Raw genomic sequence first — 26,908 nt, forward strand, 5'->3', positions numbered from 1 at the left:
ATCAGGCCGCAGCCGCGGCCGTGCCTGAATTGGCAGCCCTGATCTTCGCGGCTTCCGGAGGAGCCGGCGGAATCTCGGCGACCATGAACCGAACGAACTCGGCTTCGTCCTCGATCATGAACGCCTGATTGTGCCGTTTCTCGAAGCCGATTGCGGACGATGGCTTGCCGCTTAGCCGCCGACCACAGACCGAGCCTGCATAGGCACCCGGCAGCACCTCGATGTAGTCAGGAAGCTCCTTGAGCCTTCGTACGCTCCTGAACAATTGCCTCGCACCTTCCTCAGCGCTCACGGCAAGTTCGGTACGGCCAAGATCACCGACCATGAGGGTGTGTCCAGTGAAGACGAACCAAGGCTCGTCGGCGCGCGTTCGGTCTGTCACAAGGATGCAGATGTGCTCGGGCGTGTGACCCGGCGTGTGCATCACGGTTGCCGACACATTGCCGAGCGGAAGAACCTCGCCGTCACTCACGCCCTTGTACGGAAACGATACGCCGGCCTGAGCAGAAAGCACGTACTCGGCGCCCGCCGCGGCGGCGAGAGCCCGGCCCGCCGACAGGTGGTCGGCATGGACGTGCGTGTCGATGACGAAATGTATCCGCATGCCGGCATTGTCGGCGGCCTTCAGGTAGGGCTTGATGTCACCGACCGGGTCAACCACGGCGCCTGCGGCTTTGCCGCCGCAGCCGAAGAGGTAGGAGATACCGACTGGATCGCTATGCAAGAACTGGCGGAGAATCATGGACTTGCACTCCCTCGTGAGAAACGCTAGATACATTCAATCGATCTGCTGAATGATATATTGAAGGAGCGCCGTGTCAAGCTCGGGACCGAAACAGGCGATCTATGAAAACCTTGCCCAGGTGGCGCAGGCGCTCGGCCACGCTCACCGGCTTGAGCTCCTGGAGCACCTTGCGCAGGGGATACGCACTGTCGAGGAGCTGTCCGCTCGGGCACATCTGACGTTCGCCAACACGTCGCGGCACCTACAGATCCTGAGGCGCGCGCGTCTTGTCGAGACCGAGCGTCGCGGCAAACATATTCTCTATCGTCTCGCCGGCGATGCCGAAGTAGTCACGCTGATCAAAGCGCTGGGACGCGTAGGTGAACGGAATGTCGCCGAGATCGGTCGTGTTGTGACCGATTACTTCCAGGCCCGTGATGCGCTTGAGCCCGTCTCGCGTGACGACCTGGTCGCGCGGTTACGGGACGACCTGGTTACGTTGCTCGATGTGCGGCCCGAGGATGAGTTCGCGCTCGGCCATCTACCAGGTGCGCTCAACGTCCCGCTTGCCGAACTGGAACGACGCCTCGGCGAACTGCCGAAGGGCCGCGAGGTGATTGCCTACTGTCGCGGGCCCTATTGCGTTCTTTCGTTCGAAGCCGTGTCGGCGCTGAGAGCGCGCGGTTATCGCGTTCGCCGTCTTGAGGACGGTTACCCGGAATGGAAAGCCGCCGGCCTGCCGGTCGAATCCGCGGCTTGAGACAGATCGTCAGGTGCATCATGGATGATAAGCCGCATCGCGCGGAATCCGCGTGGCCGATCGTTGGCGTGAAGGATCACAAGGCGCCCTCGGTGTTCCGGCCTGAATCCCTGTTGAGGGAGGCGCGCCGGCAGAGACAGTTGCCGCTCGTCGCAGTGCCCGAAATCTGCGTGCTCGATCCGGACGGTGACGTCGTCCGTCACCTCAAGCGGACCGGTGCCGGCCGCGTCCACGAAGGTTGGGCCTGCTACCATACCGAGCTTCTTGCCTTCGATCTCGACGGCATCGGCGAGGTCGGGATCGTCGGCTGCGCCGTCGGCGCCGCCTTCGCCGTCCTGGTCGCCGACCAGCTCTTCGCGTCGGGCTGCCGGTTGCTCGTCAGCGTCACCTCGGCGGGCCAGATCAATCCCATCGGACCGACTCCCTACTTCGTCCTGATCGACCGCGCGTTGCGCGACGAGGGGACGAGTTATCACTACCTGCCTGGCTCGGCTTTCGCCGCGGCACCCGACTTGTCGCTTCTGGATCGCGTCGAGCGGGCGGGCCGATCGCTGCCGGAGAAACTGCATCGGGGCTCGACCTGGACGACGGATGCTCCCTATCGCGAGACCGAAGCGGCGATCGCGCGAGCGCGCGATCTGGGGACGCTCGCCGTGGAGATGGAAGCTGCGGCCCTCTACGCTTTCGGCACAACGAGCGGCAACTCGATCGTCTGCTTCGCTCACGTCACGAACTCGATGGCGCAGACCGAAGGCGACTTCGAGAAGGGCGAGGCGGACGGTGCCAAGGCCACGCTCGCCGTCGTCGCCGCTGCGGCGCGGGGGTGGCGAAGTTCCGGGTCATGACCTGCCTGTGATCGGTATGCGAAAGTTTGGCTACATCTCCATTTGACGCAATCATTAGTTTACGCTAATCATTAGTCATAACTAATGATATGGCGTCAGACAGCCATGGCTAAAGACAGCGTGCAATTGGCCGCTCTGGGCGATTCCACTCGCAGACGAATTTTCGAACTGGTGGGCGCGCGGCCTCGCACCGTCGTTGAGCTCACTCGAGAGCTGACGGTCTCCCAGTCAGCCGTCTCCCAGCATCTGAAGGTGCTGCGCGAATCTCGTTTGGTTCGTGCCGAGCCAAAGGGGGCCAGCAACATTTATCACATCGATCCGGCGGGGCTCGGCCAGATGCGCGCCTGGCTTGACCGGTTCTGGAGCAGCACACTGGCAGCCTACAAAGTGGCCGTCGAAAAATCAGTGGAGGACCAGCAATGATTAAACGTGTATCGGCCGCGCCCATCAAACAATCAATCGTGGTCGAGGCGCTGCGTTCAAGGTCTTTACTGAGGACTTCGGCAGCTTCAAGCTCCGCGAGCATAATCTGCTCTCCGTCCCCATCGCAGAGACCGTGTTCGAACCCCGGGTTGGGGGGCACGTTTATGATCGGGGTGTCGATGGCAGCGAATGCCGCTGGGCGCGTGTGTTGGCTTTTGAGTCGCCAGATCGCGTGGTTCTAAGCTGGGACATCGGCCCGCGTTGGCAAATCGAAACCGATCCTGACGAGACCAGTGAGTGGGAGGTGCGGTTCATCGCCGAGACGGCGAGCCGGACGCGATTGGAACTGGAGCACCGTCACCTCGAACGTCATGGCAAAGGTTGGGAAGGCGTGCGCGCCGGCGGATAGGCCGCTCCTTGCGGGCCGCAACGGGATTATTCGCATTTGCCCTTCTGGGGTTTCTTGTGTCAGGTCAGGGCCGATGAAGGCCGCGGAACAGGACAAGCCGCTCCGCATCGGGCTGGCGACCAACATCTCGAACCAAGCGATTGAGATCGCGGCCCGCGAGGCGAAAGCTCAAGGTCTCGATGTCCGGCTGATCGAGTTCAATGACTGGAACACGCCCAATCGTGCAGTCGCCGAGAAGGAGATCGAGGCGAATCTGTTCCAGCACGTTCCGTTCCTCGAGGATGGCCGGTCGCCATTACCCTCTAATCGGGATTTTCATGACATAATCCGACGGATCAACGCGCGTGGATTCGCCTAGCCGCCATGGCTGGTGTCGACCGTCACGGTCACCGAAAGACCAGGGAGCAGACGTTCGACATTTGGTTGACCCTCGTCGAACTTGATACGGATAGGCAGTCGCTGCGCTACCTTTGTAAAATTGCCCGTAGCGTTGTCGGGTCGAAGCACGCTGAACTCCGAGCCAGTTGCCGGTGCTAAGGTCTCGATCTTGCCCGTGAAGTTGAGGTCGGGAGCAGCGTCGAGAACCACCTTGGCCGGCATGCCAGGCCGTATACGGCGTATTTGGGTTTCCTTGAAATTGGCGATGACCCAGCGTTTCGGCGGAACGATCGCCATAAGTTGCGTGCCTGCACCGACGTATTGTCCGAGACGTGCGCCGATCTCCCCAAGCTTGCCGTCTTCCGGGGCCTCAATGCGAGTGTTCATCAGATCGATGGTTGCCAGTTGTACGGCTGCTTCAGCGGCGGCGACGGCCGATTCCAGCGTCTGCCGGTGGACCAGCATGCCCTGCAGATCCTGCTGGGCGACATCGAGGTTGGTGGTTGCCTGGACATAGGCTGCGCGCGCCTGTTCCAGCCCGCTTTGCGCCTGATCTAGATTGCTCTGGGTCGTTGCACCGCGGGTATTCAGGTACTCGATACGCTGATCGTTCGCCTCGGCATTGTCCCGGGTCACCTTGGCGGCCCGGACCGATGCCTCGCCAGCGCGGATCTTGGCTTCCGCCGACAGAGGCTGTTGCTCGGAAGAAGCAAGGGCGGCCTTTTGCCCTTCCAGGGTCGCCTTTGCCTGATCGAGCTTCTGCTGATAGATGCGATCATCGAGGCGCACGAGGATCTGCCCCTTCTTGACCTCCTGAAAGTCCTGCACGGCGACCTCGGCGATGTATCCGGCGAGTTGTGGTGCGAGAATGGTGACGCGACCGCGCACATATGCGTTGTCAGTCGACTGTTCGACACTTGTAAAGGGCGGCAATCGCCAAGCATAGAGAACCGTGGCGATGCCGGTCACGCCAACCGCGATTGCAACTATGGTTGCGGCCGATCGAAGAAACTTCATGATGTCAGTTGCCCGTTGGTTGGGGACTCGGCTGCACGGCGCGTATTGCAGCCTTGGCAATGGTGCGAACGAGAAGGATCAGGAAAGCACAGGCGGTAACGATCGAGATCAATAGGAAGGCGTCGTTGTAGGCGAGCACGTTGGCCTCTCTCGTGGCCTGTTGGCTGAGCAATGCGATGCCTTCGGCATTGAGCAGGGCTTTATCGGTAAGAACCCTTGAATAGGCGCCGCCAAGCTGCGAGATGCGCTGCGCCACGATCGGGTCGGTCAGGGCGATGTGTTCAACCAGGTAATTGGAATGAAGCTTCTCGCGCAGCGTAATGAACGTCCCGAATATCGCCGATCCGAGCAGGCCCCCGACCGACTGCGTCGACAGGAAAATGATGACGAAGCTGAGGATGTAGTTCGGCCCCTTGGCCAGCGCCGACGTCAAGCCGGCAATCATGGCCGGCGGCAGGAAAAGCGCGCTGGCGAACGCGATCATGGCCTGGCTTACCAATAGATCGTTGGGACGCGTCAGGCTGGTCGATTGACTGTCGAGCCATGCGCCCACGGCGATAAGCGCTAGTGCGACCAGATGGATTTTCGTCGCACGGCCCGGCTGCATCACGGCTGCGCAGGTCAGGCCGCCTGCAATCGATGCGCCGAGGATCACCCAGTAGAGCGTCGCCATCTGCGCGTTGGACAATCCAAGCACCAGGAACATGCCCGCCGCGCCCGTGGTTTGCTCCGAAAGCAGGAGCCGAAACAGCAGTAGAACCCCGGCGAAATGCAGGATACCGGGGCTGACGAGCCATCGTATGTTGAGCAGTGGGTTCTTGCGGTTGAGCTCGATGAGAACGGAGGCAGTGATGGTCGCGAAGGCGATCGCCAACAACACACCGAGCCAGGGCGCTTCGAACCACCAGTACAACCGGCCCAGCGAAAGGACGATGGCGGTGCAGCCCATGCCGGTGGCAATCAGCAAATAGCTGAGGACGTCGATCTTTTCAATCACCTTGGCGCGCGGTTGCGGCTGCGACAGGGGCAGCATGTAGACAAAGCCGAACGCCACAAGCGCCAGCCCGACATCGAGGATGGCGATGCTGTGTAGCCCCTGTATATCGAAGAGATAGGGCGAGATCAGCCGAGCGATGGGTGTGCCCAAAGTCGTGTTCATCAGGGCCAATGGTGCACCAACACGTAGCTTCAGATTCGGTGGGAAGGCCTCCATCATGTAGAGGAAGCCGAGCGTCGAAATCGGCGCAGCCGCTATGCCATTCAGGAAGCGCGTCACCACGGCCGAATTGAGGTCCATGATGTAGAGGTTGAGCAGTGACGCGCCGACAAAGAGAGCGATGCTCGCTTCAGCGAAATTGCGCAGGCCAAATTGGGTACGGACCTTGATCAACGCCAGCGCCAGTGAAACGTTGGGAGCCCAATAGGCCGCGATCAGCCAGTTAGCCTCGCTTGTTGTGGCGGCGATGGCACCCTGAATCTGCGGGATGTTAACGCTGATGAGGTTCATCGCGAGCCCTTGCGTGAGCGCGAGCCAGATGGATGCAATCACGTAGGCCGACGCTCGTAGCTTGCTCAGCGAGTAGGGCGGCGGCGTGGTGGGGGGTGTCGGTGTGGCCGGATCGGACATGACGCTACTGGTGGGCCTCAATGTTCCGAGATATGTGCGTCAGGGCCTTCAATGCCGTGCGCGGATCGTTGACCAGGGCGGGCATCAGCACGCGCTGCTCAGTCAATCGCTCAATCAGTTGCCGGTCGCCCGAGCTCCTGAGCCGATCTGCGGTTTAGAAAAATCGACGGCTAGCCGATGCAAACACAGCACCACGAATGGAAGTACCGTGAATAACGATACGAGCGTCATCGAACCGTAGATATCGCCAGTCCACCAAACGTGATGATCGTGGGTCGTTATCTGGACGCTTTCACGACCAAGCATCCCAGCCGGATACTCGGCAATGATCGTCGCGTACATGAATGCTGGAAGTTGCCAATAGAGCTCTTGGTCAGGTCCGGGCCGACCTTCGCCGTGATTGGCCGATCTGTTGTACAGTGCGAAAATAAGAAAGAATGTGAAAACACAGAGGTACCAGCCAAGAAAATTGACGAAGGGCACTCCAAAATACGCGCCCCCTTGGGGCCAATCCCACGTACCCGTAATCGATGAATTGATCGGATCCATGGTCACGTCCCAAGCGACCATTATGAAGGACGCCACAATGGGCACCATGAACACGTCGGTGCCGACCGTGCGGCTGTCGCGCCTGGACAAAAGTCCGGCGGCAATGCTCCACGCCAAATAGCCGAACGCAAAATATGCCGGCATGATCGATAAGGGAACCGTTCCGATCTTTGTCCCAAGCAGGCTCGAGTAGTGATAATGTCCGAATGGGAAGCCCGTCGCGATGCTCAAGGACTCGTAGCTCCAACTTATGATGGATACGAGAACAACGAAGACGATCATCTTCCGGGCGCCATAGCGCAGGTAGCCGTGCCACAAGGCGAAGGGCGTCACCAATACGGGCGTCATCACGCCGGCGATCGTGGTGGCGGCATAGGGCTCGCTAAAGCCCTTGAAAAAAGCGTGCATGAGATGCCCAAGGATCAGGATGAAGGCCACCCCGACGAATAGCCGGTAGCCGCGGATCTCGTTCGTTGCCATGCGTTATTCCTTCGCTGAAGAAATCCGAGGATGGATCTTGTCGCTGCGGTTATCCGATGATCGAGCGCAGCTGTTTTGCCTGGGCGTCGACCGATTGCGGCCCGTTGGACGTGAGGAGACGAAGATGCGGCTCCCAAATCACCCGAACCGCGCCGGGGTTGAGCGACAGGGAAACCTCATAGCCCGCCTGCTTCAGTGTCTCGTCGACATAGTAGGTCAGCCGGGTCTTCTGGCCCGGAATCTTCGGATAGCTGGTCGTGAGCGCGACCACTTCTCCATAGTTGGGTACCGTGGTCAGCTTCGCGCCGCGGAACGGATGGTCCTGGAAATCGCGGGGCGCGCCATCCTGATCGATGCGAAACCGCGCCGAAGTCATGGCCACCGGTGCATGACAGATCAGAGAAAGCAACACCTTCTCCTCGCAAGCGAGGTTGATGATCTCGCCGAGCCAGGGCGAATCCCGGAAATCGACCATGGGAGCGTGGCCGCCGGGAAAATGGATGAAGTCGAAATCCGCGAGCGAGAAGTCATCGTTTGGGTCGCGATGCCGCTCGACCACTGCTTTCGCTGACAGATAGTCTTTCTTCGCCAACTCGCCGAAGGACGCAACGATCTCGTCACGCAAATCGGCTGCCTCCGGATCGGTGTTCGGCAGACTGTCGGACACCGGGAGCGGGCCGAGATGGCGACGACCCAGTTCCAGCTCGGCGTTCCGCCGCGCCACCAGATCGGGACGGCGCCGGGCAAATCCGCCCGGAGCGAGCATTTGAGAGGCCATTGCTCCGGAGCCGGTCGGTCGCCATGAATGGGAGCGACATGCCGTTGATATCGAGTTGCGGCGTCGCGCCATCAGGCGTGCAGAGCGTGAACGCGTGCGTGCCCTCAAACTCCTTCAGGATTTGCGCCAACTCGACCAGAAAGAACCCGGTCGAGATCGGCGCATGATCGGCCGGCTCGCGGAGCGGGAGGGCTCGCGCCGACGACAGGATGATAAGCGCCTTGCGTTTGGACGAATGTTCCGGAATGGTCATGACGATCTCCGATGCTGCGGAGGCTCGATGCGCGCGACGGGCTTCGCTGCCCGGGCGTGTCCTGCTGGGTGTTTCTGGAAAAGGGCACGGAAAAAGACAGGGAGCACGCTTGAGCCCGTCCCGACGCCGAGCGCCCTGTCGAGTGAGACGCCGTGCGAAAGCGCCATCAGTCCGCTGGCAATGTCTTCTAGCGGCGCCGGCGGAGTCGCTCCGCTGAGATCGAACAGCCGGCGCGCGAGGTCTGCATATAGCGCGAGCTGCTTGGCCATGGCAGCTGAATATGCGGCGCCGAAATTGGGGTCGCGGACAGCCTGCAACTGAAGCTCGAGGGCTAGCATTGCGTGCTTGGGGGTTTTGGAGAGCTGTTCCGCCCAAGTTTCAATGCCGGCAAGCACCTTTGAGAAATCGCCGCCAGCAGAATCGATGATCGAAGCGACCCGCAGCGCTTCCTCGGACCTGTGAAGACTAAGAACCTCCAGCAGCAGCGATTCCTTGCTGTCGAAGTTCGAATAGAAGGCGCCCAGCGAATAGCCGGCGTCTTCTGCGATGTCGCGCACCGTCGCGGCATTGAAACCGCGCGTGGCGACCTGCCGACGGGCGGACTCGATCAGACGCCGACGGGTCTGTTCCTGGCTCTGTTCACGGGTAAGGCGGCGACGGCTTGGATGTCCCATGATATCCAAATATCATATGTTATCTTAATGTTCAACCTACTCCTAAAATTCTTCCGCCCTTGTGCCGAGGTGAGGATGGCGCTGTGCCCAGTTCGTCGGGCGCATCCTCAAGCACGTCGAGTTCGGGATTACGGTCTCATCGGACTTCCGCCGGTACACTTAGATCGTAGCGGAGCCGCTTAGATTAGCCGTTGTTCCGGCTCTGCGGGGCGGAGAAGTCGGCGAAAAATTCAGATGCGGGCTTAACGCCGACTGACATGCTGGCTCGATTCGGAGGCCGGTACCGAGGTGGAAGCCCGAGCGCACTGCTATCAGCGCGTCGATGGGCGCAACTGAGAGCCCAATTAGTGCGGCGTCCGGCGGTATTCGGCGTTCGCAAACAAAGCAGATTTTGGGGAAGTTGGCGCGCCGTCTCGGGCGATGATGCGAACTATGTCTCCTCCATAGCCCTCTAAGGCCCTCCCTTTTGCCAGGATGGAGTTGGAACGCTGGCCGCACCGGTTGGCGTATGATCGTCGCGGCTCAGCCTCGGCCGGCAAGTTGATCGCCCGCGGCGCCACGCCCGTAGGCGTCAGCAGCTCTTAATTCCCGGCAACGGCTGCCCGCGGCGCCGAAATCAGCGCAATTGGCAACTTGACGATGGCCTCAAGCGAATTTCCGGCGATCTCGGGTGCGCTCGCGTCCCTCCGTTGTGGCCCGATGCCTTGCTCCAAAACGGCCTCCAGTTGCGGAGCGACGGCCGCTAGCTGCGCGAACTTGTCGTGGTTGGTGGAGTCCAACGCTTTCACATCCGTCATGTCGATCACGGTTGCGCCCAGCTCCGCCAACTCGGCCGTATTGGCATCCGCACCGAGTCGCGTCTGCCCGCCAGCGAGGAAATTCGACACGCCGAGCGCCTTATCGTCCTTTGACACGATTATGTAGAACGGCTTGGTTGGCTTGCCGAAACGCCGCATCTGCGACTCGCGACCCGCACATTGAGTAGGTGGTCTGAATTACCGGTGTGATAGGCGATGCCGCGGCCAGATCCGGCCTCCGTTCGATCAGCGTGACGCGGAGATCGCGGGCTGGCTGGTGGGCAGCTGGTACGCCAGCAGCACGCCGCTCGCGCCACCACCGATGCCGAACGAGTAAGCTGCACCAAAATTGCGTCAGCAGAGCCAAATTGAACACGATGACGTAATTGCGGTCGGCGCTCGCGGCACGAAAGGGCCGATTGACAGCGATGGACGCTATGCCCGCTTGCTCAAAACCCTTGGCCGCGTCCAGCTTCTGATTTTGGACGATTGGGATTGTCGGTGCTCAAGCCGCCGAGCGGCGCGATCTACTCGAAGTCCTCGAAGACCGCCATGCCTCCACCATCGTAACCAGCCAACTCCCTGTGGACACATGGCACGAAGTTATCGGAGACCAACCTACGCCGACGCCGTCCTCGATCGCCTCGTCCATAACGCTCACCGCCTCCAGCTTGCCGGCGAAAGCATGCGAAAACGCAACGCCAAACCGGGCCTTGAGCAGGCTCCGCGGAGATCATATTTTAAACGTAAACCACGAAAGCGCTGGGACGTCATCAGTAAAACTGAGTTCGATATTTTGGATTTCGTTGCGACACATTCATGAATGGAACGAGGAAATATCAAAGAATGCCGTTCGTGACGCCACCTGGGTCTCGCCCCGTTTTCGCTGAGGTCAAAAGCAACCCGCCTGAGGGCGCCACTCCTCAGGCAACCGGTAACCAGCCCGGGACGCCTCCCAGTCCTGGTGCCGCCGACGCTGTCCAGCTTATCCTTCCAGGAAACAGTGAATCCGAAACGCTGGCCGCAACCTATCAGACTATTCGCGACATTCCCGGTGCAACCGATGAAGCAAGAGCGGCAGAGAATGAACTGACGGAGGCGGTCCAACGACGCAATCCTGCCAACCCTACAACTGAGCAGCAACGGCGGTTTATCCGAGCGCTTATGAACTACACCAGGGTGGCCAATCGGATCTATCAGGCTTCGCAAAGCCCAAAGGCGCCAACTGATCCGTCGCTGAGAAGTTCTCTGACCAATCTCGGCGTCGGGATGATGCGCAACGTCTTTACCTTTACACTGCCTGTCGGCCTCAGTGTATACGCCGGGCAACTTGCCCGGCAGTCCGGGGGAGATGAGGCAAATGTGCGCAATATGCAGTCGGGAGTCTTTGCAGCGGCGATTGGAATCATAAGCGCGTTGATGGAGCCAGCTGGCGATGCCCTTCGCGCCAACCTGAAGGGTAATGTCTCATCTATCCTGATAGCTGGTAAGAGCGCAGCAACGGAAGGTGTCTACAAGAAGATCGTAGGTGGGCTTGCCGAGTCCACTGTCGCCACTGCCATCTATGCTTCAGCCCGCGCGGGAATGCTTGCCCATCTGGCAGGGGGCGGGCCCATTGCCGACATCGGTAAGGCTATAGGTAGCGCCATGGCCGCCGCGTTAACTGCCGGAGGTGTCATGAACTTGACGAGAGAGGCCGCTCTGGCTGGCGGAGCCAAGGCAACCCTTAGGGCCAACGGAGTGTCGACGGCAGAGGATCTGCCGATTGTTCCCCACAACCGGACGCTGAAGAACGGCATCTACATGCGCTCTACGGACGGCTTTACCGATGAGGGAACTACATCACAAAAGATCAAGAAATACATTGGAAGCGCTATCGGCTGCGCCGTGGGTGCAGCCGCGCAATTTGTTGTCGAATTGGGGCTGGGCAATGGGTTGCAACACTTCGCACTGACTTCTCCAGATTCTGCACATCCCTACTCCACGGTTGCCAACTCCACTGTTGCAAACAGCGCGACATTGGCGCCCGACGTCTCAACGGTTGTAGGCGACGAAGTTGCGGACATTTTTCTTCGATTCACTACGTTCTTCACCGTCAAGGCGGCTGTGGAAGCGCTTTGGACCACCTATGTTACCCACCCCGACAAACATGCCAATGCCGCCGGCATCGCTGAATCAGAGCAGGCTGTGCGGAACCTGCGGGCCTCTGCTCTCAATGGATACGAATCGCTTCTGGACCAGGCCAGCAAGGAGCTTGAACAGGGCATTGACACAGATCAGGCTAAACTCAAAAAAGAGGCGCAACAGTCTTGCTTGATTCTATCAGGGACAGTCTTCGGCCTGAAGGAAAATGCCACAGGGAAGGTTTTAGAAGTCGCCGAGCTGTTCAGCGCGAAAGCAACCAAAGTGCGCAATCTTGGAGACGAACAGCTCTTTTCCAGGATGGCCGTACACCTGGAGCGTGCTGCCAAATCTCTCCACGAGCTTGCTAACAGCATAGATAGCGGAGCCCCGGTACAGCCTTGGCTCAAGGACGCTCAAGGCAGACTGCGGGATGTGCAAGCAATTTTGGCCGAAAACACGGTACAGCCAGAGGTGCAAGTGCAACCTGACAAGGTCAATAGCGCAATGGGCGAAATCGTGCCATTGCTCGTTGGATTGCGCGAAGTGGATCGCCGGAACAATGCACATTCCTTCATTCATGCTCTTGATGACTTTGACCGAGGAGACGGGGGGCCCGATACAGTCCTGGCAACCCTCAATCGAGGTGGTCACGGTGCCTTTTTTGCCAGCGATGCGGTCAGGGTGATCCGTGAATCTGGACAAAACGAAAAAGTCATCGAGAGCGCTGCTGCAAAACTCATGGCCAATCTTTCTGACAAAGCCAAGTCGTCCAATTTAGGGGCTCTAACCAAGCTGAACATCGTTCTAGGTTCTCTAAACGAAAGATTGCCGGCCGATCGATGGGGCGAAAATGCGCTCGTAGGCGCCCTTCATGAAATTAGTCAAACCCAGGATAATGAACGAGCAGTGGAATTGACTCGAGATCTGCGAACGGGCCTGAGAGAGGGGCGTGTCGACGCGAAAACCCTCGGTAAAGTACTCGATCAAGTATTGGACTCGTCAGTGACCAACCTTGCCGGCCCCTCTCATGCACAGGATCCTGAGGCGGCTGGGGCAGACATGGCACATCGCACGTTTACAGATGCGCAGCGAAGGCAGCTTGAGAAGCATCTTGGAAGCGCCTTCATCTCTGCTGTAACGCATGAGACGACGACCTCTGAACGCGGCTTGCTGAACGTGTACGTGCAAAGCGGCCAGCTGCTGGCAACGTTGGCTGCGGACATCGCCGCAATGCCCAAAGGGCATCAGGCCCTCTATAGGGAGGCATCCAGATTGTCTACGTCTCTCGCCAACCCGGTCGAGCTTAACTCGGTTAAGCAGAATGATGTGCATTTTCACCCAACCAGCTATTCAGGCAAGGTCAATAACCTTCAGCTGCTTGTAACATACATGGACGCTAATGGAATAGACCGAACAAACCTGGCTGGAATCCCGTCCCAGGTACGTAAGCCAACGAGCGAGCAGAAATACTATGCCAACTCGCAAAAGGGGATCGATTACCGTGATCACGACATGCCGCTTGCCGACCAGCTTGCTCAGATCAAGCGAAAGGATCCACCTCAATACGAGGCATTGATGCGAAGGTTCGATCTGTCCATCACCGGGATCGACATTACCAATGGCCCGACCGTCGGGCAGGAGCTCAATCATCGTCAGCGCATGTATCCGGGCATGTTTAAGTCCGTCGGCGAGGTAACCCTGAAAAAGGAAATCGTCAGCCACAAAAATCCCCACAATCCGCACATCGAAAGCAAGGATACGCAGACCTTCTTAACTGAGACGTTCATGCACGGATTTCCTCTGATCCTGCATTGTGACCGGGGCAAACCAGGTGACAAACAAGCCTATGAGAAGAAGCTTATCGAAGCGCTGGAAAAATCGGTCAGGGATTTGGAGAAATGGTCCCCTAGCAATGATCCTATGGTTCGGGCGGGTATTGCAAGCGCGGACGTGCCGAGGCCCAAAGCAAAGGTAATTTGGGCACATGGAGCTGGCATTAGTCGCTTCACCGTTGCCTCGAATTCGCACACCCAGCGGCTCGACTCTCTGTTGAATCGCCCGTCGCTAAGGGATGCTTTAATGATTGATCTATCATGGGATTTCATTGCTCATGACATCCTGCGCAATACCTATGACCTCTTTGTGCGCAAAGGATTGCCCAAACCGATAACGGACGGCATCCAGGCGATGCTAAAGACCTATCAGGCCTTTGCCGTCGAGGGTAGCCGCGCCGACAAGGCGAGCGATCTTGGTGATGAAAACTTGGCGGCGATGCACCGGGTCGCCGCCGAGAAGATCGCCTCGCTTCACATGCAAACGTTGGCCAACTTCCGCCACCTGATTCACACCGAGGTAGAGGCAAACCCTGTGGTTCGTGGCAAGCTAGACGAGCTTATCACAGCGCACGGCAACGACGGCAACAACTGGCTCTACGTACTCAACAAACATAAGGATCGCATGGTGTTTGGAACGGATGCATTGGCGGTTGGGATCAAATCCCACGGGGATGCAGCCTACGCGCTGAATACGCGGATGCTTTATCCGATCTATGACATCTTCTCGGCGATCGCACGGAGCAAGAATGAAGCGGATCAAGTAACCCCCAAGATTGCCAGAGATAACTATGTAAAGTTCATGGATGACGAGGCAAACGGTAAGCGACGTGCGGCTTGGGAGAGCTATCTCGCCAATCATGATCCATCATCCTGGTCCACTAATGCCACGCCCCAGGCTTTTACAATATCAGAAGTTGCAGAACCGTTCCTTAGGTAAGCGAGGCTTTTCTCCCATTTGATTGATGGGTTTCCGCTCGGTTTTGTGCTCTGCGATTCTTGGCTGTTCAGGCAGCTAGAGCATTTTCCACATGATGTGGATCATCTGGTGTATCCAGCATGCCTAAAGTAGTTGGCACACATCTGCGGCGCAAACGACTTGACGAGTTTGCCGATGAGTTTGAGCAGGGCTTGGACCGTGCGGGTGGCGCCTTTGCGCAGCGCAGCTTTCAACCGGGAGAAGGCCTGTTCGATTGGATTGAGGTCGGGCGAGTAGGCCGGCAGATAACGCACGCGGGCGCCGACAGCCTCGATCGCCTCGCGGACACCGGCGATCTTGTGAGTGCGCAAGTTGTCCATGAAGACGATGTCGCCCTTGCGCAAGGTCGGCGCCAGGACTTGCTCGACATAAGCCAGGAACGAGGGCCCATCCATTGCACCGTCGATGACATAGGGCGCCGTGAGGCCATCGATGCGCAGCGCGGCGACAAGCGTCAGCGTCTTCCAGTGACCATGGGGCACGCCAGAGACGAGGCGCTCACCGCGAGGAGAGCGCCCATAGTGCCGGACCATCTTCGTCGTGACCGCAGTCTCGTCGATAAAGATGAGGCGCGGTGCACGCAGCTTGGGCTGCTCGGCTTTCGGCGCGGCACGCTCGGCAGCGACGTCAGGTCGATCCTGCTCGGCGGCGTGCAGTGTTTTTTTTTGAAGGTGATGCTGTGACGGTCGAAGAAACGCCAGATCGAACCGATGCCGGCCTTTTGCTTTCTCTGAGAGCGCAGACGCGCGCGGATCTCCTCGAGCGTCAGGTCCGGCTCCGCGGCGATCAGCTCGATCAGCCACTGCTTGTGCTGCTCCAACGGCGAGCGGCTGTGCCCGGTGCCGGGCTTGGCCTCAACGTTTCCGGTCTTCCTCCAACGATCCATCCATCGGATCGTAGTCGAAGCGCCGAGATTGAGAATGCGCGCAGCCTCACGTGCGCTTTCGCCGGACTCAACAAGCTCAACCGCACGCACCCTGAGGTCCTTGGAGTATCCCTTCGCCATCGCATGCCCCGCATGTTGTCGCGGGCAACACCGAATCTGATTTGCGTGCCCGTGGGAATCCCCTTTGACTGTTCCGATTCACCTCAACTGGAAACCGCTCTAGGAGGAGCTGGCGGCGATGGAACTTTCGAGCGAAGAGGCCGAAGCTGACGGTTTTGCGGGGAAGCTTGCGCGCCGTACGCGTTCTGGAGGTCCCTTGTGGCCTGCGGAGATTAAGGGGCGCGCTGTTTTCGAGAGCATGAAGCCTGGCGCCCGGGTATGACGCAGACGTGTCAGCGGTGCGGATCGCGGAGATCGTAGCTGCGATCGAGCGCGGCGCATGATCATTCCGGCGCAGGGACCGCGGATTGTGCTTGCTGTACGTCCTGTCGATTTCCGGCGCGGGCACGGAGGAAGCGGGCGAAGTCGTCCCAGCGCCTGAGCATGTAGTTGATCGGCTTCAGGACCTCGGAGGAGCGCGAGAGGGTTTCGCGCTCACGCAGCAACCAGGCGTGCATGTCGTCGAGGAGTGGCTTGCTCTGTTCCTGTCGCACGGCGCGACGCTCGTCGGCGCCGCGGCCGTTGGATGTCGCGCTCGATCTCGAACAACGCATCGAGGCGCCTGACCGCCTCCAGCGCAATCGGAGAGGCCGGCTTGCCCTTCTTACCTTCCCGAGCATTTTTCTCGATGTCAGCCAGCTCGAAGAAGCCCCGTCGTGCATGGGCAAAGCAAAATGCCGGCGTAATCGGCCGCACCTTCTTCTGCGGGTCGAACAGCGGTTCGAACCCGCTGTAGCAATCGGCTTGCAGGATGCCAGCGAAGGCGGCCAGATGCTTCTGGGGATGCTCGCCTCGTCGGTCGCTCGAGGCGTAATAGACCGCCGCCGGCGGCGCAGGCCCGGTCATCCCGCACATAAGTCCAGATCCGCCCGGTCGTGCACTTGCCCTTCGCCAGGATACGGATGGTGGTGTCATCGCCATGAAGGCGCTCGGCAGCGAGCACATGGCGTTCGATCAAGTGGAAGAGCGGCATGACGGCGAAGGTCCCGTGGCCGACCTGGTCGGCCAGCGTCGACAACGGCAGGTCGATCCCCTCGCACTTGAAGCGCGCACTCTGGCGGTTGAGCGGGATATGCATGCCGAACTGTGCGTCCAGCGAAGGCTGGCATGTTCAGCAGGAGTTAGTCCTGCCGGGGAAAAAGTTAGCTCCCCGTAGTGTGGATAGCAGAAAGGAGAGAAACCGAATTTCTGAAGCCTATCGACAAAGACTCCCTTGGGGAGCTCACGAGTCACCGGGCCGTATCAAAAGAGAACGCGCTGTGGCCTCGAAAATGCTCAGAACCGAAAGCCGAGCCCGCAGTTTAGGGGCGAAGGCAGCATGATCCGACGAATGCTAACTGATGCGACGGATCATTTCGGCGGGGTGAAAGCGACAGCACGGTGACAAGGACATGCAAAGCAACTGGAGAAGCCTTCCTCATCCCGGAGAGAAATCGCCGGAAGAAGGTAGGCCGTATAACCGGCGCCCCCGGGAAATCGGCCGAAGATGAGAAGGTGGCGGCCGGGTCCGCAGTAGCGCTGAAGCGGGGTAACACCCGTGGAGCGAAGGGACCCTGCCATTTGTGATGTCTCCAACGTAAGGAAGGCAAGGACGAGATGACAAAGGCGTCCATCGATTTGCAGGACCTGAGGCGGAGGCTATACGTCAAGGCGAAGGCTGAACCGTCTTGGCGTTTCTGGGGTCTATACGTCCACGTGTGTAAGATGGAGACGCTGCGCGTAGCGTATGAGATGGCGAAAGAAAACGACGGCGCTCCGGGAATAGACGGAGTGACGTTCGAAGCCATCGAAGCGCGAGGCGTGGAGTCGCTACTCGAACAATTACGGGACGAACTGATCGGGCGCAGCTATCAGCCACTCCCATCAAGGAAGCGGGAAATACCGAAGGACGGGGGCTCCAAGGTCCGCGTTCTGTCGATTCCGGCTATCCGCGACAGAGTGGTGCAAGGCGCGCTCAAGCTCGTACTCGAACCTGTATTCGAGGCGGATTTCCAACCGGGATCGTTTGGATATCGGCCCAAGCGTACGGCACATGAAGCGATCAAGCGAGTTGCCCAGGCAGTAGCCGAGCGGAAGACGCGGATTCTCGACGTTGATTTGCGCGCCTATTTCGACAACATCCGGCACGATCGGATGCTAGAGAAGGTGGCTCTGCGAATCGACGACAAGGAAATTCTGCATCTGCTGCGGCTGATGCTGAAAGCATCTAGCAAGAAGGGCGTTCCACAGGGCGGGGTAATTTCACCCTTGCTCAGTAATCTCTACCTCAACGAGGTGGATAAGATGCTGGAGCGAGCGCGTGAGGTAACTCGTCGCGGCAAGTACACCAACGTCGAATATGCACGATTCGCTGACGATCTGGTGGTCTTGATCGACGCCCACAAGCGGCATGACTGGCTGCTCGGTGCCATAGACAAGCGATTGCGGGAAGAGTTCACCAAACTGCAGGTTGAAGTGAATGATGAGAAGAGCCGCATAGTCGACCTGGAACGAGGCGAGAGCTTCGGCTTTCTGGGATTCGACTTCCGCTACCTCCGCAGTCTGCGCGGAGTGATGCGGCCGTATTACACGCCCAAGCTCAAAAAGCGGACGGCGCTTCTGCGGGGGCTCAAGGAAGTGTTTCGCCGCCACCGGTCGCAACCGATTGGCCGGGTGATAAGCCTGATCAATCCGAAGCTCCGAGGGTGGGTAAACTACTTCGCGATGGGCGATTCCGGTAAATGTTTCGCCTACATCAGAAACTGGGTAGAGAAGAAGGTCAGACGCCATCTGGCGAAGGCTCGGAAACGAAAAGGCTTCGGCTGGAAGCAGTGGAGTAGGTCGTGGCTGTACGACACCTTGAAGCTGTTCAATGGCTACCGGGCGAGTACTGGCAAGGCGAAAGCCGCTCCAGCACGATAGGTCAAATAAGCCTTGGTGCGAAGCAAATGGGAGCGCGTAGTGCGGGAAATCCGCATGCTGCGTGCGATGTGGCGGGGGCTGGAAACGTGCGCGATCGAAAATTTGGTCGAGCGGCGCGCCAGTCCTCGACCCTACGTGCGTCCAGCGAAGGCTGGCATGTTCAGCAGGAGTTAGTCCTGCCGGGGAAAAAGTTAGCTCCCCGTAGTGTGGATAGCAGAAAGGAGAGAAACCGAATTTCTGAAGCCTATCGACAAAGACTCCCTTGGGGAGCTCACGAGTCACCGGGCCGTATCAAAAGAGAACGCGCTGTGGCCTGGAAAATGCTCAGAACCGAAAGCCGAGCCCGCAGTTTAGGGGCGAAGGCAGCATGATCCGACGAATGCTAACTGATGCGACGGATCATTTCGGCGGGGTGAAAGCGACAGCACGGTGACAAGGACATGCAAAGCAACTGGAGAAGCCTTCCTCTTCCCGGAGAGAAATCGCCGGAAGAAGGTAGGCCTGGCGCCTGAAAGCTCGCTGCCGTCGCGCACTTGCGCCGCCACACCGTCAGCAGCCCACGGACAACGCCGTGGCGCCGAGCGACCTCGGAAATATTGGCCCCTTCCTCGAAGCTCTCCGCCACGATCCGGCCTTCTCTTCCGCCGTCCAATGCCGTCGCCGACGCTGCCCCGTGATCACCTCGATCCGACGATAGGAGCCGCCTTCCTGCCTGGCATCAAGCATGGCTTCATGCATGGCATCTGCCATAGCCCACCTCCAAAAGACAGTTCATACCCGGCTGTATCGCATCTCATTCGCGCGATGCCCAGGTGGGGGGCTCATACTTTCAATTACCCATAATTTTTGCCTCGATCGCAGCTCCCAGTTCGATGTCGGTCAGCCGCGATAGTCCGCGCCAGATCACGGTATTTCCTGGAGGCGGATCGTTGGCTCGGGCTAAATATCCTCCGAGCCGCGCGATCTTGACGACATAGTGCGGGAGCGTGCTTCGTCGAGAGCAATCGCCACCCCTGTCTTTCACCAAATGATCAAGAAGCCTGATTTCGGGATCTGTCAGCGCGGTTTGCGGTAGGGTATTCGGCGAGGAGCGATTGAGCATCGTCATCCAGAAGACGCGCCAACTCACAATGCAGAAGACCGCGATCAGATTGACCAGACGCTCAGCAGTTCGCAATTTTGAGTCCTCTGCTTTGCAGCCCGATTTGAGGATCTTATGGAAGACTTCGATCTTCCACCTCAAGGCATACCATTCGATCTTATTGATGGCGTCCTTGCGCGATTGGACCGGGAGATCGGTGAGGAGCTTCCACTCGATTTTCTTTCGCCGCTTCGGCCTTCCCCGCTCCTGAGCGTGGATCACGGTCAGAGTGAGTGCGGGATATTTCGTCTGTTTGCCGATCGGCGGCAGGACGCGTATCTTGCGGTACCTGATCTCAAGAACGGCGTCGTCGGGATCGCCTTTGTCGTCCTTGACCTTGATCCGATGCAGACCCTTGATCGTCACCTCGTCCATTTCGTCGGCAATTGTATGATTGCCGTCCCCGGCAAGCCGATCAACACAGGTTCGCACCAAAAAATGCGTTCCAACCTCCTCGGCCAGGCAAAACAGCTCATAGATGTCGCTCTCGCGATCACCAATATGAACGCATCGTTCAGGGGCAGCGAGAAGGTCGGTCGATTGCCGTAAATTCTCGAGCCAGCGGATGCTTGCGCGGCGGCGATCAGGGTGAGACTTCAGCGACAATCAAGGTGAGACTGCGCCGATGGGGGCGGACCGAAGGGAGGGCGTAGCCCGACCGGAGGACCGTCCCCATCGGCGTCGCGCGTTTTTGGACCCGTCTGGCGGCCGGGTGCGGCTGGTGCAAGCTGTTGATTCGTCTCGACAAGAGGGAATCGATGCCTTGCCTGGCCTCCACATCACCGACCACCAGATGAGGCTGTACATGACCTACCGACAGACACTGTCCCCCGAGGCCGCCGCGGCCAAGGCGGGGTTCTCGAAGGCAAGCGCGTATCGAATCGAGGGCGATTGTCGCCCGCCATCGCAGAAGAAGACGCCGAGGGGCCGGCGCCGGTCCGATCCGCTCGCGCAGTATTGGGAGGCCGAGATCGTTCCGATCCTGAAGGCTGCGCCCGGCATCCGCGTGATCGGCGTGCTGGACGAACTGCGCCGACGGCATCATGACCTGAACCCGAACATCCGCCGCACGCTGGAGCGGCGCATCAACGCCTGGCGGGCGCTCAACGGCCCCGAACAGGACGTGATCTTCCGCCAGCAGCACGAGCCCGGCCGCCTGGGTCTGTCCGACTTCACCGACGTGAGCGCGCTCGGTATTACCATCGCGGGTGAGCCGCTCGATCACCGGCTCTATCACTTCCGGTTGGCGTTCTCCGGCTTCGAGCATGCCCATGTCGTGCTCGGCGGCGAAAGCTTCGTCGCCCTGGCGGAGGGCTTGCAGAACGCGCTGTGGGCGCTTGGCGACGTGCCGCGGGAGCATCGCAGCGACAGCCTGTCGGCAGCGTTCCGCAATCTGGCCGCCGACGCACGGGAGGATCTGACGCAGCGCTACGCCGGGCTGATGGGCCACTATGGCATGGCGCCAACGCGCAACAATGCGGGCATCGCACATGAGAACGGCTCGATCGAGAGCGCGCACGGCCATCTCAAGCGGGCACTGGAAGATGCGCTGTTGCTGCGGGGGACGCGCGACTTCGCCAGTCTCGATGCGTACCGGGCTTTTGTCGACGAGATTGTCGGCCGGCGCAACGCCAACCTCGCCAAGCCGATCGCGCTCGAGAAGGAGGCATTGGCGCCGCTGCCAAAAGGCCGCACGACCGACTTCGAGGAGAAAGTGATCCCGGTGACGTCGTCAGGCGGCTTCATCCTGCGGCGCGTGTTCTACACCGTGCCTTCAAGATTGATCGGCCATCGCCTGCGTGTGCGCATCTTCGACGACCGGCTCGAATGCTTCCTTGGCGTCACACCGGTCGTGACGCTGCGGCGCGGTCGGCCTGTGTCCGAGAGCCAGGGCGGTCATGTCGTGGATTACCGGCATGTCATCCATGCCCTGCGGCGCAAGCCGATGGCGCTCCTCAATCTCGTTTATCGCGACCAACTCTTCCCGCGCGCAGCTTACAAACGTCTGTTCGAGACCTTGCGGGAGCATGGTGATGACCGGCGCGCCTGCAAGGTGACGGTCGAGCTTCTGGCGCTGGCTCACGAGCGCGCCTGCGAAGCAGAACTCGCCGAGGCGATCGCGATGGATCTGGACGCCGGACAGTTACCCGATCTTGCCGCGCTGCGCGACCGCTTCCGGCCCGAGGCGGCCTCGATCCCGCGTGTCGCCGTCAAGCTGGCGCCGCTCGACGTCTACGATGAACTCGCCTCCGTCAGCGTCATGTCGGGCCGCTCGAACCTGGGAGAGGCAGCATGACCGGTATCGCTACCTCCGTCGATGCTGCCCGTGTCGAGCTGCTTCTCAATGAGCTCCGCCTGCCGGGCGTCAAGGCGATCTGGCCGAAGCTCGCCGCACAGTCGGACAAGGAAGGGTGGCCTGCCGCCCGCTTCCTCGCCGCCCTTGCCGAGCACGAGGCCGCCGATCGCACCCGCCGTCGGATCGAGCGGCACATGGTGGAAGCGCGTTTGCCCGCCGGCAAGACGCTCGCAACCTTCGACTTCGAAAGCGTGCCGATGCTATCAAAGGCACAGGCGATGGCGCTCGCCGCCGGCGACGCCTGGTTGAAGGCCGGCGCCAATTTGCTCTTGTTCGGTCCACCGGGCGGCGGCAAGACCCATCTCGGCGCGGCGATCGGCCTGGCTCTCGTCGAGAACGGTTGGCGCGTTCTCTTCGCGCGAACCACTGATCTGGTGCAACGGCTGCAGGTCGCGCGGCGCGAGCTGGCGCTGGAGTCCGCGATCGCCAAACTCGATCGCTATGACCTCCTGATCCTCGACGACATCACATATGTGAGCAAGGATCAGGCGGAAACCAGTGTGTTGTTCGAGTTGATCGCCGCCCGCTACGAACGACGCTCGCTGCTGATCACGGCCAATCAGCCATTTGGCGAATGGGGGCGTATCTTCCCGGACCAAGCAATGACGTTGGCTGCCATCGATCGTTTGGTCCACCACGCCACGATCCTCGAGATGAACGTCGAAAGTTACCGTCGAAAAGTTGCCCTCGATCGCAAGCGCGGTCCAGGCCGGCCGCCTGCTCACACTACCCCAAACGAACTCGACAAGACTTTGATTGACGCTGGCAGCGCCGCTTGATTGTCGCGCAGCGTCAATCAACGCTTGCCAAGTCGACGGCCAGCGTCAATTATCTCCTGACTCGGCCGCCTCGTCTCATCTTGATTGACGCGCCGCTCTCATCCTGATTGTCGCGCTATAGGATGCTCTCCTTCTGCTCGATCGGCACCCGTGTCGGATTGATCTTTCGCTTCAGCGCCGTCGTCCCCTTGAACTTCTTGCGGGTCCAGAACTTGATTGCCGACAGTCCGAGCGGAAGCCCCTCGGTCGTCACGGCGAGACTAGAATGCATCAGGATGCCGCACTGTATGCGTCCTGCCGTCTTGCCCGTAAAGCCGATCAGATCCGGCTTCTCGCGCTTGAAGCTGAATTCCGTCGTGTCATGGAGGACGAGGATCGGTCCCTCCGTCGCCGCTACGCGCCCGCGCGTCGCCTCGAAATGACCGCAAAGAATATCCGCCTCATTGACCCGCTCGTTGGAGAAGAAGCGATAGGCGGCCTTCGTGTTGGCCCAGTCCTGACAAACCAACGGGATGCTTTGACCCATGTCGCTCCCGACTTGTGCGAGCAATTTGCAGAACCGGCGACCAAGCCGCTCATCCTTAAACTCGCATCCCGCAGCTTCTCGATCAACCCACGTCTCGATACCGGTCGTCAATCGCTGAGCACGCGTCTCCGCGCGTTCCTTCACCAACCCCATCGAGCACCCCACTTCCGAATCAGGTGCTCAACAATGAATCACAACAGATTCTGCCGATTCAAGATTTCGCCCGCCGCGCCTCGCTCAAATCCGACGTCAAATGTGGGTAATTGAAAGGGGCTCATACCGGTTACAAACGATGGACATCGCTGACAACGATGAAGGAGACACCAAGCAGTACCTGATAGGCCGCAACCACCGGCGCTATCGGCCAGTTCGACACCAACCCGGCGAGCTCAGCATTGAGCCGCTCCAGCCGGTGAGCACCCCCGGTTTGCTTACAGCTGCAAAGAATACGGGGGGCCACCCAGCTCAGACCACGGGTCATAACGTCGAACTACAAACAGGCAACGTCGAACGACTACCGATGCGGGTTGACGTGCGCAGGAAGGTATACAATGTCGCCGGGGTCGTCCAACCCGGGCATAAGCGAGTTGCCGATAGCTGCGAAAACGCGGGCGACCCTGCTGATTCCGCTTCTCGGAGTTTCTAAGGGAGGGGGCGCTTCTGACTCCCTCTCCGCATCTGCTGCTAGCTCCCTCAGCGCTTCCTCGTACGTAGGGGGTGCTTTTGACTTCCACTCAGCCTCTGCTTTTGACGCCCTCTTCGCTTCCTTAAACGTAGGGGGCGCTTCCGACTCCTTCTCCGCTTCAACCTCGTCTTCATACACTTCAAACAGTTCTGCCTTGCTAGCTTGTCAAGGTTCAACGAAGGACGCCCTGGACGAGGTGGCCCAAACTTGGCAAGTTCAGCCAACTCTTTACGTGTTAGCGGCACAGTCCTGAGATCGTCTGTCTCCGCCGCATTTCGCGGTACGAGATCGCTCCGATCGGTCAGTTGCTTCAGAGCTCATGGCGCCCCGTAAGTGATGACGAACGCTGACTGTTGTCGTCGCCGAAGTGCGCACCCTGCCAAGGGCATCGGCAAAAACATCGCTAGCTCGAACCACTTCGACACCACCCACTGCACCTTCCGGTTCACGCGCAAGATGGTGATCACGCGATGCAGCGCTGTGTTCGACGGGTGTCGGCGAGGGCCTGCTTGGTGGCGCAGTCTGCGCCTGCACGACCGCGCTGAATTCGCCAGAACTGAGTGAATGAGCAACGGTTGGACGTAGCATCAGCATGGACCTCTGTGGCTGGGCTGTTATCGGGCCTGTTTTGGTGAATAACATCCTTGTTCAGAATATCGCAATTTGATCATCCGATAGTCTGCTGGAGACACCGAGCAGCGATCCCAAGATTCTCTGCCGCCTCCGCCGGTACGTGGGGCAAAGTTCCAGGCAGGAGAGTCTAGATCAGCGGGTGGGTGCCGTCACAAGCTGGGGTCGGAATAAGATTTGTTCCCGCAGACACGCTAAGGCCGTAAGCGGCGTTTACGTCCCATTCGCAAAGATTTGGAGGGACGGATTGCAACGGGTTGGCGCAACGGACTGCAAATCCGTTGATTAACACGTTGCAAATCGTTGAAGTCGCGACTGTGGCGGCAGCTGCGGAGAATTAGGAGGTGCGGGCGAACGACCGTAAGCGTAGCCCTGCAGCCCTTTTGAATGACGCTTGACGCCTATTTTGTTCGCGTGGCGCGTCGCCGCGGTATCCATGTGTCGGACAACGCGTTGACGGCGGCTTCGAGCGCCCTCCGGTCGACGACGTTGGGATCGAACCGCTCCGGGCCCCAGAGGCGCATGTCTTCGTGCTCTGGATGGGTGGGGTCGCCGATGGCGGCGAGGTATTCGGCATAGCCTGCCGCACCGCCGACGTCTTCCGGAGGACAACGACCGGCGGCCTCGAGCAGGAAGGGAAGCCCCTCCGTCGTGGTGTTCTCGAACCATTTTTCGAGCTTGATCACATGGTCCCAGCTGTCGCCGAAGTCATAGAGATAGTGGATCGTCTTGGCGCCGGTCTCGCGAACGATATCGCAAAGCCGCGCTTTGCGGGCATCCATGGGCTGGTGGCCGTAATCGTTGTGGGGATCAGGAATCCCCCAACGGACCTCACCAGCGAACAACTCGAAGAGGTGACTGTTCGTCCAGCCGAATGCCTCCTGAAGCGTCAGATGCAACCGATCAAGGCGCAGGGTGACGGGTACGACAAGGCGACGCATCACCTCCGGCTTCACATCCTTGAGGGTCACCTTGATCCGGACCGCGGTCGTGTTCAGGCTCATGCCGCCAGCCTCGGATCGTGTGTATGCATCGTATAGGTCGACGCCCAGGGAAGCAGTTCGTCCAGTCGCGCCGCAGGCCAACCATTGACGAGCTTGGCGAGAACGTCAGCGAGCCAGTGCTCGGCACTGACGCCATTGAGCTTACAGGTTTATGCCGCCCGCCGAACTATGCCGAACGGGTTGGTACAGCGCAACAAAAATGGCCGGATCAATAAATTTTCGACCGATCATCAGCGCACGAATTGTCAAGAAATTGGATTTGTCCGCGCGTGTGCGATGGGAACTATGAGGATGAAAAACAGTTCACGCTGTGGTCTTAGCTTACCTCAGACAGCGATCGATATCGGCAACGGCATTTCATTTCTAAGGACGAGCGACCGACTGGGGTGGCCTAATCTGCATGCGGCCCTAACCGAAGAACAGCCGCATGAGGCGAGACATGATGGTATCCCAAGCTTATGGTTAGCAATGGTCCTCTCGCAGGCTGATATATGCCGGAATCTTGGTTGTCGTGAGGAGCATATGATCATGCAGCCGGGGAGGATATCGATTGTGGGCCCAAAGACGCCACTCGCGGTGCGGCTCAAATCGACGATCCGCGCTTTGCACATAACTCTGAAGGACGAGCTCTTCAATGAGGTGGCCAGCGAACTCTTCGATGGCGCTTCCACAGTTGAGGTCGTCCCCACGTTCGGCGCTGAAAATCGATGCATGGAGTTCCTGTTACGTTCGGTGGTGGAGACCCTCCATGAGCCGGCGCACCATTCTGGCCTCAAAATCGAATATCTGTCTCGAGCATTGGCATCCGCAATACTCGGAAAGTACGCTGTTCTGAGGCGCCCCGGTATACGTGCGGATAGTCGGCTTAGCGCCCATCAGACCCAGCGTGTCCAGGAATACATTCGAGAACATCTGTCCTCGAATATATCGCTCAATGAACTCGCAGCGGTTGCTGGGGTCAATCGTGCAGCATTTATCCGACGTTTTACAGGGACCTTGAACACGACGCCGCACCAATATCTCACGAGGGTTCGCTTAAAGCGCAGCCAAGACCTGTTGTCCGAGTCTGATCTGCCGCTTGCGCAGATTGCGTCCGTTTGCGGTTTCGCGGATCATGCGCACTTCACAACGGTTTTCAAGCGAGCGCTTGGCATCGTACCATCTGCATACAGGCGACAATGTAGCTAAAGCT

The 26,908-nt window shown here is 59.3% G+C and carries 22 protein-coding genes and 3 pseudogenes; 11 read left to right on the plus strand and 14 right to left on the minus strand.

From position 1 onward, the window contains the following. Position 1 precedes the first annotated feature (1 nt). Positions 2-742 (minus strand): MBL fold metallo-hydrolase, encoded by a 741-nt coding sequence (locus tag J2R78_RS43975; protein WP_253610461.1) that lies wholly within the window; start codon positions 740-742, stop codon positions 2-4. A 73-nt stretch (positions 743-815) separates the two neighbouring features. On the opposite strand from J2R78_RS43975, the gene J2R78_RS43980 reads away from it, so the two are divergent. The 5 genes from J2R78_RS43980 (at position 816) to J2R78_RS44000 (ending at position 3,519) form a co-directional block, all read left to right on the plus strand. Continuing rightward, on the plus strand, positions 816-1,484 hold the full coding sequence (locus J2R78_RS43980; RefSeq protein WP_253610460.1) for a metalloregulator ArsR/SmtB family transcription factor: 669 nt from the start codon (positions 816-818) through the stop codon (positions 1,482-1,484). A 68-nt stretch (positions 1,485-1,552) separates the two neighbouring features. Continuing rightward, positions 1,553-2,329, plus strand: a complete 777-nt coding sequence (locus J2R78_RS43985; RefSeq protein WP_309145058.1) for a nucleoside phosphorylase — start codon at positions 1,553-1,555, stop codon at positions 2,327-2,329. A gap of 105 nt (positions 2,330-2,434) precedes the next feature. Further along, positions 2,435-2,752, plus strand: coding sequence for a helix-turn-helix transcriptional regulator (locus J2R78_RS43990; protein ID WP_183231859.1), 318 nt, complete (start codon positions 2,435-2,437; stop codon positions 2,750-2,752). Between the two features lie 133 nt (positions 2,753-2,885). Then, entirely contained in the window at positions 2,886-3,161 is a 276-nt protein-coding gene (locus J2R78_RS43995; protein ID WP_375167175.1) for an SRPBCC domain-containing protein, read from the plus strand. 73 nt (positions 3,162-3,234) lie between these two features. Continuing rightward, the gene (locus J2R78_RS44000; RefSeq protein ID WP_253610459.1) at positions 3,235-3,519 is read left to right on the plus strand and encodes a MetQ/NlpA family ABC transporter substrate-binding protein; all 285 of its coding nucleotides are present in this window, start codon (positions 3,235-3,237) and stop codon (positions 3,517-3,519) included. On the opposite strand, the gene J2R78_RS44005 is transcribed toward J2R78_RS44000, so the two are convergent. From J2R78_RS44005 to J2R78_RS44030, 6 genes are all read right to left on the minus strand, one after another. Continuing rightward, complete coding sequence (locus tag J2R78_RS44005; RefSeq protein WP_253610201.1) at positions 3,516-4,556, minus strand: HlyD family secretion protein; 1,041 nt, start codon at positions 4,554-4,556, stop codon at positions 3,516-3,518. The two genes, J2R78_RS44000 and J2R78_RS44005, sit on opposite strands and share 4 nt — an antisense overlap. A gap of 4 nt (positions 4,557-4,560) precedes the next feature. Beyond that, on the minus strand, positions 4,561-6,183 hold the full coding sequence (locus J2R78_RS44010) for an MFS transporter (RefSeq protein ID WP_253610458.1): 1,623 nt from the start codon (positions 6,181-6,183) through the stop codon (positions 4,561-4,563). A 114-nt stretch (positions 6,184-6,297) separates the two neighbouring features. Then, complete coding sequence (locus J2R78_RS44015; RefSeq protein ID WP_253610203.1) at positions 6,298-7,212, minus strand: carotenoid biosynthesis protein; 915 nt, start codon at positions 7,210-7,212, stop codon at positions 6,298-6,300. A 49-nt stretch (positions 7,213-7,261) separates the two neighbouring features. Beyond that, positions 7,262-7,990, minus strand: a complete 729-nt coding sequence (locus J2R78_RS44020) for a hypothetical protein (RefSeq protein WP_253610457.1) — start codon at positions 7,988-7,990, stop codon at positions 7,262-7,264. 249 nt (positions 7,991-8,239) lie between these two features. Then, positions 8,240-8,917, minus strand: coding sequence for a TetR/AcrR family transcriptional regulator (locus tag J2R78_RS44025; protein WP_253610205.1), 678 nt, complete (start codon positions 8,915-8,917; stop codon positions 8,240-8,242). A gap of 581 nt (positions 8,918-9,498) precedes the next feature. Beyond that, on the minus strand, positions 9,499-9,873 hold the full coding sequence (locus tag J2R78_RS44030) for an alpha/beta hydrolase (protein ID WP_253610456.1): 375 nt from the start codon (positions 9,871-9,873) through the stop codon (positions 9,499-9,501). 253 nt (positions 9,874-10,126) lie between these two features. Here J2R78_RS44030 and J2R78_RS44035 point away from each other — a divergent pair. After that, a pseudogene (locus tag J2R78_RS44035) lies at positions 10,127-10,420 on the plus strand (ATP-binding protein); the annotation flags it as partial. 140 nt (positions 10,421-10,560) lie between these two features. Further along, positions 10,561-14,610 carry a hypothetical protein gene (locus J2R78_RS44040; RefSeq protein WP_253610455.1) on the plus strand — a complete coding sequence of 1,350 codons (4,050 nt, stop codon included), beginning with the start codon at positions 10,561-10,563 and terminating at the stop codon, positions 14,608-14,610. Between the two features lie 101 nt (positions 14,611-14,711). On the opposite strand, the gene J2R78_RS44045 is transcribed toward J2R78_RS44040, so the two are convergent. Together J2R78_RS44045 and J2R78_RS44050 are read right to left on the minus strand one after the other, a co-directional pair. Next, positions 14,712-15,655 (minus strand): IS630 family transposase gene (locus J2R78_RS44045; protein WP_253610454.1). Its coding sequence is split into 2 segments (ribosomal slippage): positions 14,712-15,314 and positions 15,317-15,655, totalling 942 coding nucleotides; the frame shifts between segments, so codons are not numbered across the junction. 389 nt (positions 15,656-16,044) lie between these two features. Further along, positions 16,045-16,781 (minus strand): annotated as a pseudogene (locus J2R78_RS44050) (IS66 family transposase); the annotation flags it as partial. 617 nt (positions 16,782-17,398) lie between these two features. On the opposite strand from J2R78_RS44050, the gene ltrA reads away from it, so the two are divergent. Further along, positions 17,399-18,595 (plus strand): group II intron reverse transcriptase/maturase, encoded by a 1,197-nt coding sequence (gene ltrA, locus J2R78_RS44055; RefSeq protein WP_253610453.1) that lies wholly within the window; start codon positions 17,399-17,401, stop codon positions 18,593-18,595. Between the two features lie 382 nt (positions 18,596-18,977). Here ltrA and J2R78_RS45580 read toward each other — a convergent pair whose 3' ends face one another. Together J2R78_RS45580 and J2R78_RS44065 are read right to left on the minus strand one after the other, a co-directional pair. Continuing rightward, a complete protein-coding gene (locus J2R78_RS45580) occupies positions 18,978-19,220 on the minus strand; it encodes a transposase (RefSeq protein ID WP_375167176.1) in 243 nt (80 codons plus the stop codon). 204 nt (positions 19,221-19,424) lie between these two features. Further along, positions 19,425-20,342, minus strand: a complete 918-nt coding sequence (locus J2R78_RS44065) for an IS4 family transposase (protein ID WP_253610452.1) — start codon at positions 20,340-20,342, stop codon at positions 19,425-19,427. A 187-nt stretch (positions 20,343-20,529) separates the two neighbouring features. Between J2R78_RS44065 and istA the strand changes: the two genes are divergently transcribed. Together istA and istB are read left to right on the plus strand one after the other, a co-directional pair. After that, entirely contained in the window at positions 20,530-22,032 is a 1,503-nt protein-coding gene (gene istA / locus J2R78_RS44070; RefSeq protein ID WP_253610645.1) for an IS21 family transposase, read from the plus strand. After that, the gene (gene istB / locus J2R78_RS44075; RefSeq protein ID WP_253610451.1) at positions 22,029-22,871 is read left to right on the plus strand and encodes an IS21-like element helper ATPase IstB; all 843 of its coding nucleotides are present in this window, start codon (positions 22,029-22,031) and stop codon (positions 22,869-22,871) included. Before istA ends, istB begins: the two co-directional genes overlap by 4 nt. Positions 22,872-22,986: 115 nt before the next feature. Here istB and J2R78_RS44080 read toward each other — a convergent pair whose 3' ends face one another. The 3 genes and pseudogenes from J2R78_RS44080 to J2R78_RS44090 all read right to left on the minus strand — a co-directional run. Then, positions 22,987-23,550, minus strand: coding sequence for a transposase DNA-binding-containing protein (locus J2R78_RS44080; RefSeq protein WP_253610450.1), 564 nt, complete (start codon positions 23,548-23,550; stop codon positions 22,987-22,989). Between the two features lie 1,563 nt (positions 23,551-25,113). After that, positions 25,114-25,716 (minus strand): plasmid pRiA4b ORF-3 family protein, encoded by a 603-nt coding sequence (locus tag J2R78_RS44085; protein WP_253610449.1) that lies wholly within the window; start codon positions 25,714-25,716, stop codon positions 25,114-25,116. Then, positions 25,713-25,865: pseudogene (locus tag J2R78_RS44090) on the minus strand (transposase domain-containing protein); the annotation flags it as partial. The gene J2R78_RS44085 and the pseudogene J2R78_RS44090, both read right to left, overlap by 4 nt. Before the next feature lie 373 nt (positions 25,866-26,238). On the opposite strand from J2R78_RS44090, the gene J2R78_RS44095 reads away from it, so the two are divergent. Beyond that, complete coding sequence (locus J2R78_RS44095) at positions 26,239-26,904, plus strand: helix-turn-helix domain-containing protein (RefSeq protein ID WP_253610448.1); 666 nt, start codon at positions 26,239-26,241, stop codon at positions 26,902-26,904. The last annotated feature ends 4 nt before the right edge of the window (positions 26,905-26,908 follow it).

Source organism: Bradyrhizobium sp. USDA 4538 (assembly GCF_024171045.1).
GTDB lineage: Bacteria > Pseudomonadota > Alphaproteobacteria > Rhizobiales > Xanthobacteraceae > Bradyrhizobium > Bradyrhizobium australafricanum.